Annotated in this window: 9 protein-coding genes; all 9 read right to left on the reverse strand. The window is 72.7% G+C overall.

Going from position 1 to position 12,728, the window contains the following annotated elements:
- Positions 1–68 precede the first annotated feature (68 nt).
- The 9 genes from pyk to V1258_RS03865 all read right to left on the reverse strand — a co-directional run bounded on the left by pyk (position 69) and on the right by V1258_RS03865 (position 12,714).
- Positions 69–1,541 carry a pyruvate kinase gene (pyk, locus tag V1258_RS03825; RefSeq protein WP_329748434.1) on the reverse strand — a complete coding sequence of 491 codons (1,473 nt, stop codon included), beginning with the start codon at positions 1,539–1,541 and terminating at the stop codon, positions 69–71.
- Positions 1,542–1,647: 106 nt separating this feature from the next.
- Positions 1,648–3,135 (reverse strand): glutamate synthase subunit beta, encoded by a 1,488-nt coding sequence (locus V1258_RS03830; protein WP_329748435.1) that lies wholly within the window; start codon positions 3,133–3,135, stop codon positions 1,648–1,650.
- A complete protein-coding gene (gene gltB / locus V1258_RS03835; RefSeq protein ID WP_329748436.1) occupies positions 3,128–7,708 on the reverse strand; it encodes a glutamate synthase large subunit in 4,581 nt (1,526 codons plus the stop codon). The genes V1258_RS03830 and gltB overlap by 8 nt, the downstream gene beginning before the upstream one ends.
- A 113-nt stretch (positions 7,709–7,821) precedes the next feature.
- Positions 7,822–8,754, reverse strand: coding sequence for a prolipoprotein diacylglyceryl transferase (gene lgt, locus V1258_RS03840; RefSeq protein ID WP_329748437.1), 933 nt, complete (start codon positions 8,752–8,754; stop codon positions 7,822–7,824).
- 112 nt (positions 8,755–8,866) lie between these two features.
- The gene (trpA, locus tag V1258_RS03845) at positions 8,867–9,700 is read right to left on the reverse strand and encodes a tryptophan synthase subunit alpha (RefSeq protein WP_329748438.1); all 834 of its coding nucleotides are present in this window, start codon (positions 9,698–9,700) and stop codon (positions 8,867–8,869) included.
- Complete coding sequence (gene trpB / locus V1258_RS03850; RefSeq protein WP_329748439.1) at positions 9,697–11,040, reverse strand: tryptophan synthase subunit beta; 1,344 nt, start codon at positions 11,038–11,040, stop codon at positions 9,697–9,699. The genes trpA and trpB overlap by 4 nt, the downstream gene beginning before the upstream one ends.
- Positions 11,037–11,870, reverse strand: a complete 834-nt coding sequence (gene trpC, locus V1258_RS03855) for an indole-3-glycerol phosphate synthase TrpC (protein WP_329748440.1) — start codon at positions 11,868–11,870, stop codon at positions 11,037–11,039. The genes trpB and trpC overlap by 4 nt, the downstream gene beginning before the upstream one ends.
- A 62-nt stretch (positions 11,871–11,932) precedes the next feature.
- A complete protein-coding gene (locus V1258_RS03860) occupies positions 11,933–12,448 on the reverse strand; it encodes a DUF2752 domain-containing protein (RefSeq protein ID WP_329746802.1) in 516 nt (171 codons plus the stop codon).
- Entirely contained in the window at positions 12,445–12,714 is a 270-nt protein-coding gene (locus V1258_RS03865) for an HGxxPAAW family protein (protein WP_329746803.1), read from the reverse strand. The genes V1258_RS03860 and V1258_RS03865 overlap by 4 nt, the downstream gene beginning before the upstream one ends.
- Between the last annotated feature and the right edge of the window lie 14 nt (positions 12,715–12,728).

The raw sequence follows: 12,728 nt of genomic DNA on the forward strand, positions 1-12,728 counted from the left end.
CAACGGATACGGCGCCCCTCGACCCATGGGTCGAGGGGCGCCGTATCCGTGTGGCAGCAGCGGCCGGATCAGGCCTGCTGCGGACCCGCCGCGATGCTCGCCGACTCGATGCGGGCCGACTCGGTCCCGTCGAGGTCGCCGATGCGGTGCACGCGCAGGGAGTTGGTCGAGCCGTGGACGCCGGGGGGCGAGCCGGCCGCGACGATCACCAGATCGTTCTTCTGCAGGCCCTTGTGCTCGCGCAGCAGCTCGTCCACGACGGAGATCATCGCGTCGGTCTCCTTCTGCATCGGCACCAGGTGCGCCTCGATGCCCCAGGTCAGGGACAGCTGGCGGGCGACCTCGGGGTACGGGGTCAGGGCCAGCAGGGGGATGGTCGGGCGCAGGCGGGAGAGGCGGCGCGCGGTGTCGCCGGACTCGGTGAAGGTGACCAGGTACTGCGCGGAGAGCTGATCGCCGATCTCGGCGGCCGCGCGGGTGATGGCGCCACCGCGGGTGTGCGGGATGGTGCCCAGCGGGAGGATGCGGTCGGCGCCATTCTCCTCGGTGTTGGTGACGATGCGGGCCATGGTGCGGACCGCCTCAAAGGGGTACTTGCCCACGCTGGTCTCGCCCGAGAGCATGACCGCGTCGGCGCCGTCGAGGATCGCGTTCGCGCAGTCGGACGCCTCCGCGCGGGTGGGGCGCGGGCTCTCGATCATCGACTCGAGCACCTGGGTGGCGACGATGACGGGCTTCGCGTTGCGGCGGGCGAGCTCGATGGCGCGCTTCTGCACCAGCGGCACCTGCTCGAGCGGCAGCTCGACGCCGAGGTCGCCGCGGGCGACCATGATGCCGTCGAAGGCGCCGACGATCGAGCGCAGCGCGCGCACGGCCTGCGGCTTCTCGATCTTCGCGATGACCGGGACGCGGCGCCCCTCCTCCTGCATGATCCGCAGCACGTCGTCCATGTCGTGGGCGTCGCGCACGAAGGAGAGCGCGATGAGGTCCGCGCCGAGCTTGAGGCCCCAGCGGAGGTCGTCGATGTCCTTCTCGCTCATGGCGGGAACGGACACGGCGACGCCGGGCAGGTTGATGCCCTTGTTGTTGGAGACGGGCCCGGGGACCTCGACCACGGTGGTGACATCGGTGTCGGTGACGTCCGTGACGCGCACCGAGACCTTGCCGTCGTCGATCAGGAGCACGTCGCCGGGGCGGCAGTCGCCCGGCAGGCCCTTGAAGGTAGTGGACACGCGCTCGCGGGTGCCGACGATGTCCTCGGTGGTGATCACGAAGGTGTCGCCGACCTCGAGCTGATGCGGCCCGTCGGAGAACTTGCCCAGACGGATCTTGGGGCCCTGGAGGTCGACCAGGATGGCGACGTTGCGACCGAGATCGTCGGCCGCGCGACGGATGTTCGCGTAGACCTGCTCGTGGTCGGCGTGGGAGCCGTGGCTCAGATTCATCCGAGCCACGTTCATGCCTGCATCGATCAGGGTCCGGATCTGCTCATAGGTGTTGGTCGCCGGACCGAGTGTGCAGACGATCTTCGCTTTACGCATGTCAACCCATCTGTAGTTCGAGTAAGGGCCGCGGCGCCTTCTCGGGCGAGCACAGGACGTGCTCCGCCGGAGGCGCCGCAGCATCGCGTGATCTGGGCACAGTCTTTCACACTGTGACGGGCTTCTCTCCCGGGTCCACGGGCGCGGGCAGAGAGGTCGAGCCCATCAGGTGGCGGTCGACGGCCGCGGCGGCGGAACGTCCCTCGGCGATCGCCCAGACGATGAGGCTCTGGCCTCGGGCGCAGTCGCCCGCGGTGAAGACGCCGGGCACCGAGGTCTGCCAGTCCTGGTCGTGCACGATGTTGCCGCGTGAGGTGATCTCCACACCCAGATCGGCCAGCAGGCCCTCTTCCTGGGTGCCCGTGAACCCCATCGCGACGAGCACGAGGGTGGCGGGGAGCACGGTCTCCGTGCCGGGGGTCGGCACGCGGGAGCCGTCGAGGTACTGGGTGCGGGCGACCTTCAGTCCCGTGACCGCGCCGCTCTCGTCGATCTCGAAGCCGGTCGTCGAGGCGAGGTAGGAGCGGTCGCCGCCCTCCTCGTGCGCCGTGGAGACCTCGAAGAGCACCGGGTGCACCGGCCAGGGCTGCTTCTCGTCGCGCTCGACCGGCGGCTGGGTACCGATCGCCAGAGTGGTCACGGAGCGGGCGCCCTGGCGCAGCGCGGTCCCGAGGCAGTCGGCTCCGGTGTCGCCGCCGCCGATGATCACCACGTCCTTGCCCTCGGCGGAGATCGCGTCCTCGACCCAGTCGCCCTCGACCAGGCGGTTGGCCTGGGTGAGGTACTCCATGGCGGGATGGATGCCGGTCGCCTCGCGGCCCGGGACCGCGAGGTCGCGCGGGGTCGAGGCGCCGGTCGCGAGGACCACCGCGTCGAAGCGGCTGCGGAGGTCGGCGACGCTCAGCGCGCTCTCGCCGGTCCCGCCGACGTCGACGCCGGTGCGGAAGCGGGTGCCCTCCTCGCGCATCTGCTGCAGGCGGCGGTCCACGTGGCGCTTCTCGAGCTTGAACTCGGGGATGCCGTAGCGGAGCAGGCCGCCGAGGCGGTCGTCGCGCTCGAGCACGACCACCGAGTGGCCGGCGCGGGTGAGCTGCTGCGCGGCCGCGAGGCCGGCGGGCCCGGACCCGACGACGGCCACGGTGCGGCCCGTGTGCCGGGTCGGCTCCACGGGCTTGACCCACCCCTCCTCGAAGGCGCGGTCGATGATCGAGACCTCGACGTTCTTGATGGTCACCGGCGGCTGGTTGATCCCCAGCACGCAGCTCGACTCGCACGGGGCGGGGCAGGCGCGGCCGGTGAACTCCGGGAAGTTGTTGGTCGCGTGGAGGCGCTCCGAGGCCTGCTGCCAGTCGTCGCGGTAGACGAGGTCGTTCCACTCGGGGATGAGGTTCCCGAGCGGGCAGCCCTGGTGGCAGAACGGGATGCCGCAGTTCATGCAGCGTCCGGCCTGCCGGGAGACGACGCTGAGGGCGTCGGGGCCGCCCTTCTCGCGGGCCTCGTAGACCTCGCGCCAGTCCATCAGGCGCAGCGGCACCGGCCGACGGGCGGGGAGCTCGCGCTCGCGGTACCGCAGGAATCCGCGGGGATCAGCCATGGGTGGCCTCCATGATCTCGTTCCAGACGTCGTGGGAGTCGGGGTCCACGCCCTGCGCGACGGCCTCCTCGCGGATGCCGGTGATCCGCAGGAACGCGCGGGGGGCGACCTCGGTGAGGCGGTCGAAGAGCTCCGCCGGGTCGGCGAGCAGGGCGGCGGCCCGGTCGGACCCCGTCCGCTCGGCGTGGTCGGTGAGGGCCTCGAGCACGAACTCGCGGTGCTCCTCGCGGACCGGTGTGATCTCGAAGCCGGCGGCGTCCTTGGGGTTCAGGTCCGCGGGGTCGAGATCGAGGACGAACAGGGTGCCGCCGCTCATGCCGGCGCCCAGGTTGCGGCCCGTGGGGCCGAGGATCAGCACGGCTCCGCCGGTCATGTACTCGGCGCCGTGGTCGCCGATGCCCTCGACGACCAGGGTCGCGCCGGAGTTGCGCACGCCGAAGCGCTCGCCCGCGGAGCCCGCGAGCAGCAGCCGGCCGCTCGTGGCCCCGTAGGCGCAGGTGTTCCCGGCGATCGTCGAGGAGGTCAGGGACGGTGCCGTGCCGGCGCCGTGGCCGATCGCGATCACTCCGCCCGAGAGGCCCTTGCCGACGTAGTCGTTGGCATCGCCGGTGAGGTGGAGGGTCACGCCGCGCGGGAGGAAGGCGCCGAAGGACTGGCCGCCGGTGCCGGTCAGCTCGACGAGGATCGAGTCCTCGGCGAGGCCCGCGCCGTCGGTGCGGCGGGTCACCTCGTGGCCGAGCAGGGTGCCGGTCGAGCGCTGCACGTTGCGGATCTCGCCCTGCAGGCGGACGCTCGGCTCGGCGCCGTCGAGCACGGGGGCCGCGGCGGCGATCCACGGATGGTCCGCCGCCTTCTCCAGCTGGTGGTCCTGCCCGCGGCGGCGCTGCGGGTGGTCGCCGGGGAAGACCGTCGGCGGCTCGAGGATCGCCGAGAGGTCGAGCCCCTCGCGCTTCGCGGTGCCGAGGGCGCCGAGCGCCGGGGCGTCGTCCCGCAGGCCGAGGAGGTCGGTGCGGCCGATGGCCTCGTCGAGGCTGCGCAGTCCGAGGGCGGCGAGGTGCTCGCGCACCTGCTCGGCCACGAACTGGAAGAAGGTCACCACGTGCTCGGCCTTGCCGGCGTACCGGGCCCGCAGCTCGGGGTTCTGGGTCGCGACGCCGACGGGGCAGGTGTCGAGATGGCAGACCCGCATCATGACGCAGCCGGTGACGACCAGGGGCGCCGAGGCGAAGCCGTACTCCTCCGCACCGAGCAGCGCGGCGATGACGACGTCGCGGCCGGTCTTCATCTGCCCGTCGACCTGGACGGTGATGCGGTCGCGCAGACCGTTCAGCAGCAGGGTCTGCTGGGTCTCGGCGAGGCCGAGCTCCCAGGGGGTGCCGGCGTGCTTGAGGGAGTTCAGCGGGCTCGCGCCCGTGCCGCCGTCATGGCCCGAGATGAGCACGACGTCGGCGTGGGACTTCGAGACGCCCGCCGCGACGGTGCCCACGCCGAAGCGCGAGACCAGCTTCACGTGGACACGGGCCGCAGGGTTAGCGGACTTCGCGTCGTGGATCAGCTGGGCGAGATCCTCGATCGAGTAGATGTCGTGGTGCGGCGGCGGGGAGATCAGGCCGATGCCGGGGGTCGAGTGCCGGGTGCGGGCGATCCACGGGTACACCTTCTCGGGCGGCAGCTGACCGCCCTCGCCGGGCTTGGCGCCCTGGGCGATCTTGATCTGGATGTCCTTCGCGAAGGTCAGGTACTCGCTGGTGACGCCGAAGCGACCCGAGGCGATCTGCTTGATCGCGCTGCTGCGCTCGGGGTCGCGCAGCCGCTCCGGATCCTCGCCGCCCTCACCGCTGTTGGACATGCCGCCGAGACGGTTCATCGCGATCGCGAGGGTCTCGTGCGCCTCCTGCGAGATCGAGCCGTAGCTCATCGCGCCGGTCATGAAGCGGCGCGTGATCGACTCGACCGGCTCCACCTCGTCCAGCGGGATCGGCGTGCGGTCCTCGGTGCGCAGGCGCATCAGGCCGCGCACGGTCATGAGGTGCTCGTGCTGCTCGTCGACCGCATCGGTGTAGCGGCGGAACTCGTCGTACTGACGGTTCCGCGTGGAGTGCTGCAGGCGGAACACGGTCTCGGGCGTGAACAGGTGCGGCTCGCCCTCGCGGCGCCACTGGTACTCGCCGCCCACGGGCAGCTGACGGTGCGGCAGCTGGACGCCGTCGACGGGATGGGCGAGCGCGTGGCGGGCCGCGTTCTCCTGGGCGATGACGTCGAGATCGATGCCGCCGATACGGCTGACGGTCCCGGGGAACCAGGTGTCGACCAGGTGCTGGGAGAGGCCGACGGCCTCGAACACCTGCGCCCCGCGGTAGGACGCGACGGTCGCGATGCCCATCTTCGACATGATCTTCAGGACGCCCTTGCCGAGGGCGGTGAGCAGGTTGCGCACCGCCTCGGCCGGGGTGAGGTCGGAGACCACGCCGCGGCGGACGAGGTCCTCGACGCTCTCGATCGCGAGATAAGGGTTGACGGCGCTCGCGCCGTAGCCGATCAGCAGCGCGGCATGGTGCACCTCGCGCACGTCCCCGGCCTCGACCACGAGCGCGGCCGCGGTGCGGCGGCCCGTCCGCACCAGGTGGTGCTGGACGGCGCTGGTCAGCAGCAGCGACGGGATGGGAGCGAGCACCTGGTTGGCGTCGCGGTCGGAGAGGACCAGGAAGGTCGCGCCGTCGTCGATCGCGGCGACCGCCTCCGCGCAGATCTCCTCGAGCCGCGCCTCGAGGGCGGCGGTCCCGCCGGCCACGGGGTACAGGCCGCGCAGGCGCACCGCGTGGAAGTCCGCGGTCTCGGGGTTCGCGTCGACCGCGAGGATCTTCGCGAGCTCGTCGTCGTCCAGCATCGGGAAGCCGAGCACCAGCTGGCGCGCGTGCTCCGGAGTCGCGTCCAGCAGGTTGCGGGAGCGGCCGATGGTCACTCCCAGCGAGGTCACGATCTCCTCGCGGAGGGAGTCCAGCGGCGGATTGGTGACCTGCGCGAACATCTGCGTGAAGTAGTCGAACAGGAGCCGGGGGCGGTCCGACAGCGCGGCGATCGGGGTGTCGGTGCCCATGGCGCCGAGGGGCTCGGCACCCTTGGCCGCCATCGGGGCGAGCAGCACCCGCAGCTCCTCCTCGGTGTAGCCGAACACCTGCTGGCGTCGCACCACGGAGGCGGGCGAGTAGGTCACGTGCTCGCGCTCGGGGAGATCGGCGAGCTTCACCGTCTGCTGCTTGACCCAGCTGGCGTAGGGGCGCTCGGTCGCGACCTGGTGCTTGAGCTCGTCGCTCGGGACGATGCGGCCCTCGGCGAGGTCGAGCAGGAAGATCTCGCCCGGGGAGACGCGGCCGGTGCGGGCGATCGCGCTGTGCGGCACGTCGACGAGACCGGTCTCGGAGCCGAGGATCACGAGGTCGTCCTCGGTGATCCAGTAGCGCAGCGGGCGCAGGCCGTTGCGGTCCAGGCGCGCTCCCACCTGGGTGCCGTCGGTGAAGACGACCGAGGCGGGCCCGTCCCAGGGCTCCTGCAGCGCGGAGTGGAAGCGGTAGAAGGCGCGGAGGTCCTCGTCCATGGAGTCGTCGGACTCCCAGGGCTCGGGGATCAGCATCATCAGCGCGTGCGGGAGGGAGCGGCCCGAGAGGTGCAGCAGCTCGAGCACCTCGTCGAGGCTCGCGGAGTCCGAGGCGCCGGGGGTGTTCACCGGGAAGAGCCGTGAGAGGTCCTCGCCGAAGACGTCGGTGCGCATGCTGCCCTCGGCGGCCCGCACGCGGTTGCGGTTGCCGATCACGGTGTTGATCTCGCCGTTGTGGGCCAGGGTGCGGAAGGGGTGCGCGAGCGGCCACGCCGGGAAGGTGTTCGTGGAGAAGCGCGAGTGGACGATCGCGAGCTCGGAGGCGAAGCGCGGATCGCGCAGGTCCGGGTAGAACTCGTCGAGCTGTCCGGGGGTGAGCATGCCCTTGTAGACCATCACCCGGGTGGACAGCGAGGGGAAGTAGGCGCCCGTCGCGTGCTCGACCCGGCGACGCACCGCGAAGGCGGCGCGCTCGAGGTCGAGGCCGGTGCGGCCGGTCGCCTCGTCGGCGAGGAAGACCTGCTCCATGACCGGTCGCACGGCCTCCGCGGAGGGGCCGACCAGCCCGTCGGTCGTGGGCAGCGGACGCCGCCCGAGGACCGTGAGGCCCTCCTCGCGGGCGATCTCCTCCAGGGCTGCGAGCGCCTGCTCGCGCTCGGCCTCCTCCCGCGGGAGGAAGGCGATGCCTGCGGCGTAGGCACCGCGCGCGGGCAGCTCGACCCCGGCGACCTCGCGGAGGAAGGCGTCGGGCAGCTGGACCATGATGCCGGTCCCGTCGCCCGTGGACTCCTCGGCGCCGACCGCGCCGCGGTGCTCGAGGTTGCGCAGGGCGGTGAGGGCGTGCTCGACGATGTCGTGGCCGGGCTCGCCGCGCAGGGTCGCGATGAGCGCGACGCCGCACGAGTCCACCTCGCTGTCGGGGCGGTACAGGGCCTGCGGGCCGGGGAGGGAGGAGAAGCGGGAGCTGAGGGGGATCATGCGGAGGGCCCTTCCAGGGACGACGGCCGGGCGGCCGTCGATGGTCGACGGGATCCCGGGTCCCCTCCCTCGGTGCCGTGCGCCGCTCGATGGCGGTCACGGGTCCCCTGGGGCTAGGAGCCGGGTGTAGCGGAGTCGTCGGCCGCGGAGGGCGGCGTGCCGGACTTCTCGACGTGGTCCTCGTCGGGGCCGTTGCCCTCGGTCTGGGCGGGCAGCTCGAAGGAGCCGTCAGCGGCGACGACCTCTCCCCCGCGGCGGCGCCGGCGGCGGGTGAGGTGGGCGACCATGGCGATGCCGACGAGGGCCATCACGATCGCGACCAGAGTGTGGATGCGCAGCGGGCCGACCATCAGCACGGGCTCGGAGCGGATCGCGTCGATCCAGGCGCGGCCGATCGAGTAGATCGCGACGTAGCTCCAGAAGACGCGGCCGCCCGCGAGGTCGAAGCGGCGCGCGAGCCAGAGCAGCAGGACGACCCCGAGGAGGTTCCACAGCTGCTCGTAGAGGAAGGTCGGGTGGTAGGTGCCCGGCACGCAGCCGGGGATGGTCTCGCCGTTGGTCACGCAGGTGACCGTCCATGCCCAGGGGACGTAGGTGGCCGGCCCGTACAGCTCCTGGTTGAACCAGTTGCCGAAGCGGCCGATCGCCTGGGCGACCATCAGGGTGGGGGCGAGGGTGTCCGCGAGAGCGGTGAAGGAGACGCCCTTGAGGCGGGCCATGAACCACACGGCCACGGCGCCGCCGGCGATGCCGCCGTAGATCGCGAGGCCGCCCTGCCAGATGTAGAGGATGGCGACGGGGTCGCCGCCCGGGCCGAAGAAGGGCGCGGGAGAGGTGAGGACGTGCCAGATCCGCGCCCCGATGATCCCCGCGACGATCCCGGCGAAGGCGATGTCGAAGAGGTCGTCGCCGTTGCCGCCGCGGGCGACCCAGCGCTTCGTGCCCCACCAGAGGGCCACCCCCATGCCGGCCAGGATGCACAGGGCGTAGAAGTGGATGGTGAGCGGGCCGAGGGAGACGGCGGAGATCGGCGAGCTGGGGATCATCGGTGCTGTCTCCTCTCTGCGCTGCGGGGGCGGCGCGCCCTCGAGGGGGCGCCCGGCCGGTCCGGGGACGGGGTGTCGGGGTCCTGCTCCGCCGCCTCAGGGGCGGGGCTCGTCACTGGGGACGCTGGGCCCGCTCGACGCCGGCGCGGAGATCATCGGCCACCGCGGAGAGCGCGGTGCGGGCCGCCGCGTCATCGCCTTTATGGTCCAGGAGAGCCCGCACGAAGGCGGACCCGACGATCACTCCATCAGCGTACGCGCCGACCTGCGCGGCCTGCTCACCGTTTGAGACGCCCAGACCCACGCAGACGTTCCGCGCGCCCGCCGCCCGGGTGCGCTCCACCAGGCCCTCGGTGGCCGTGGAGACGCTCGCCCGGGTGCCGGTGACACCCATCGTGCTGGCCGCGTAGACGAATCCGCGTGTGTGCGAGACCACATAGGAGAGCCGGTCCGCCGGCGAGCTCGGAGCGACGAGGAACACACGGTCGACCGCATGCTCGTCCGAGGCGGCGATCCAGTCGGCGCCCTCGTCGGGGATGAGGTCCGGGGTGATCACCCCGGCACCACCGGCGGCGGCGAGATCCCGGGCGAAGGCGTTCGGCCCGTAGGCGAGCACGGGGTTCCAGTAGGACATGACGAGGATCGCGGCCCCGCGGCCCGAGAGCCGCTCCACGGCCTCGAGGACGTGCCGGGTGCGGACCCCGCCGGCGAGGGCCGCGCCGGCCGCCCGCTGGATGACAGGGCCGTCCATGACCGGGTCCGAGTAGGGAAGGCCCAGCTCGATCATGTCGGCGCCGTGGTCGATGAGGACCTTCGCCGCCTCGACCGAGCGGTCGAGGTCCGGGTAGCCGACGGGGAGGTAGCCGATGAGGGCCGCACGGCCCTCGCCGCGGGCCCGGTCCAGGGCGTCGCCGGAGCGGAGCCGGCCGGTGTCGGGGGTGCTCATCGGATCTCCTCCGGGGTGTCGGTGGCGTCGAGGGTGCCCCGGGCCATGGCGCGCAGCGCCGAGAGGTCCCCGCTGACGGCGTCCTCGTCCCCGCCGACGAGGCCGAACCACCGCGAGGCGGTGTCGACGTCCTTGTCCCCGCGGCCCGAGAGGCTCACCAGGATCACGGCGTCCTCCCCCAGCTCGCGGCCGAGCTCGAGGGCTCCGGCGAGGGCGTGCGCCGACTCGATGGCGGGCATGATCCCCTCGGTCATGGACAGCAGCGCGAAGGCGTCCATCGCGGGACCGTCGTCGATCGCCCGGTACTCGGCGCGGCGGATGTCCGCGAGCCAGGCGTGCTCCGGGCCGACGCTCGGGTAGTCGAGCCCCGCGGAGACCGAGTGGGAGGGGATGGTCTGGCCGTCCTCGTCCTGCATCACGAAGGAGCGGGCACCGTGGAGCACGCCGGGGCTGCCGCCACCGATGGTCGCCGAGTGCCGTCCCGAGGAGATCCCGTCTCCCCCGGCCTCGCATCCGACGAGGCGGACCAGCGGGTCGGTGTCGTCGAGGAAGGCGTGGAAGATGCCCATCGCGTTCGAGCCGCCGCCCACGCAGGCGACGACCGCATCGGGCAGACGGCCGGTGCGGTCGAGGACCTGGGCACGGGCCTCCTCGCCGATGATGCGGTGGAAGTCGCGCACCATCACCGGGAACGGGTGGGGCCCCGCGACGGTGCCCAGCAGGTAGTGGGTGGTCTCCACGTTCGCGACCCAGTCGCGGAAGGCCTCGTTGATGGCGTCCTTGAGTGTGCGGGATCCCTGGGAGACGGCGACGACGTCCGCACCGAGCAGGCGCATCCGGGCGACGTTCAGGGCCTGCCGCTCGGTGTCCTCCTCCCCCATGTAGATCGTGCAGTCCAGGCCGAACAGGGCGGCGGCGGTCGCGGTCGCGACGCCGTGCTGGCCGGCGCCGGTCTCGGCGATCAGCCGGGTCTTGCCCATGCGCCGGGTCAGGAGCGCCTGGCCGAGCACGTTGTTGATCTTGTGCGAGCCGGTGTGGTTGAGGTCCTCGCGCTTGAGCAGGATCCGGGCACCTCCCGCGAGGCGGGAGAAGCGGGGCGCCTCGCTCAGCAGCGAGGGGCGCCCGGTGTACTCGGCGGCGAGGCGACGCAGCTCGGCCACGAACTCGGGGTCGAGGATCGCCTTCTGGTAGACCTCGTTCAGCTCGTCGAGGGCGGGGACGAGGGCCTCGGGCAGGAACCTGCCGCCGAAGTCGCCGAAGTAGGGTCCGGCCTCCGAGCGGAGCTCTCCGTCGGGCCGGTCCATGTCGGGGACGGGCAGGGGCGATGCGGGGGTGCTCATGCCGGAGCTCCTTCGGTCTGGGGACGGCCGCGGCGGGGCACGCGACGGAACGAGGCGACGGCGGCGGCCGGGTCGCCGGAGGTGACGAGGGCCTCGCCGACCAGGACGGCATCGGCCCCGGCGGCGGCATAGGCCTCGACGTCCGCGACGCTCGCCACCGCGGACTCCCCGATCGCGAGAGGGCCCGCGGGGATCCGGCCGATCAGCTCGGCGGCCCGCGTGAGGTCCACGTCGAGGGTCTTGAGGTTGCGGGCGTTCACGCCGATGAGATCGGCGCCGAGGGCGAGGGCCCGATCCAGCTCCTCCTCGGTGTGGGTCTCGACGAGCGCCTGCATGCCGAGGGCGGTGGTGAGGTCGTGCAGCTCGCGCAGGAGGCCGTCCTCGAGCGCCGCGACGATGAGCAGCACCAGGTCCGCGCCGTGGGCGCGCGCCTCGAAGACCTGGTACGGGTCGACGACGAAGTCCTTGCGCAGCACCGGGACGTCCACCCGCTCGCGCACCGCGTCGAGGTCGGCGAGGGTGCCGCGGAAGCGGCGCTGTTCGGTGAGGACGCTGATCGCCGAGGCGCCGGCGTCGGCGTAGGCTGCGGCGAGCACGGCGGGCTCGGGGATCTCCGCGAGTTCCCCCTTGGAGGGGCTGGCGCGCTTGACCTCGGCGATGAGGCCGAGGGTGGTGCCATCGCCCTCGAGGGCGGCGCGTGCGTCGCGGGCGGGGGCGGCGGCGCGCGCCCGTCGGGCGATCTCCTCGGCGGGCACCGCCTGACGGCGCGGCGCGAGGTCCTCGCGCACGCCCGCGATGATCTCGTCGAGAACGGTTCCGGTGGTGGTCACGGAGGCCTCCTGGGCGGTGGGGACGGGGCGGCGGGGCCGGCGCCCGTCACGGTCGGCGCGGGTCAGGCGCCGACGAGGGACGTCGGGGCGAGGAACCAGAACAGCGGCAGGTTCCGCGCCACGGTGTACAGCGCGAGCAGAGCGAGCGCGCTGAGGAGCAGCGGCATCGGGGGACGCCAGGCGAGGGTCCGTCCCTGCACCCGGCGGACGGCCCAGGCGAGCAGGCCGAGGGCCACGACGGGCAGGGCCAGCACGACGGGGGCGTTGTTGCGCAGGGCCAGCAGCGGATCGCCGTCGAGCAGGGCGTGGACAGCGCGGGTCGCCCCACAGCCGGGGCAGTGCAGCCCAGTCAGGTGGTACACGATGCACAGCGGCACATCGGTGCGGAAGGGATCGAACACGAGCTGCACGCCGAGGGCGAGGGCGAGTCCTCCCAGCCCGATGCCGAGCGGCAGCAGCAGGGCGCGCGGACCGCGGACGCCGGGGGTCGTGCCGTCCTCGCGGCCGACGGGGCCGTGATCTGCGGCGGCGCGGTGCGGCACGGGCTGGCCGTGCTGCTCCGACGCCGCGGCGGTCACCGCGCCTCGGACTCGGCGGCGGCGCGGCGCGGCTGGCCGAGCCCGGCCAGCGACAGGCCGACGCCCGCGAGGATGGCGAGCACGACGAGGCCGGCGCCGATCCACACCAGGATCGACAGCTGCGGCTGCGCGGCGGCATCCGGGAGGATCATGCCCAGGGCCAGAACCACCGAGCCGATCACGATGCCCATGTTCATCGTCCAGGCGGCCACGGTCTTGCCCTCGTTGTGGTGCGGCTGCGGGGGCACGGTGTAGGTCTTGGTCATGGTCCTTCTCCGGT

The organism is Brachybacterium sp. J153, assembly GCF_036311905.1.
Classification (GTDB): domain Bacteria; phylum Actinomycetota; class Actinomycetes; order Actinomycetales; family Dermabacteraceae; genus Brachybacterium.

Coding starts and splice junctions, on each gene's coding strand:
- pyk (WP_329748434.1), bottom strand. CDS start 1,541: ATGCGTAAAGCGAAGATCGTCTGCACACTCGGTCCGGCGACCAACACC.
- V1258_RS03830 (WP_329748435.1), bottom strand. CDS start 3,135: ATGGCTGATCCCCGCGGATTCCTGCGGTACCGCGAGCGCGAGCTCCCC.
- gltB (WP_329748436.1), bottom strand. CDS start 7,708: ATGATCCCCCTCAGCTCCCGCTTCTCCTCCCTCCCCGGCCCGCAGGCC.
- lgt (WP_329748437.1), bottom strand. CDS start 8,754: ATGATCCCCAGCTCGCCGATCTCCGCCGTCTCCCTCGGCCCGCTCACC.
- trpA (WP_329748438.1), bottom strand. CDS start 9,700: ATGAGCACCCCCGACACCGGCCGGCTCCGCTCCGGCGACGCCCTGGAC.
- trpB (WP_329748439.1), bottom strand. CDS start 11,040: ATGAGCACCCCCGCATCGCCCCTGCCCGTCCCCGACATGGACCGGCCC.
- V1258_RS03865 (WP_329746803.1), bottom strand. CDS start 12,714: ATGACCAAGACCTACACCGTGCCCCCGCAGCCGCACCACAACGAGGGC.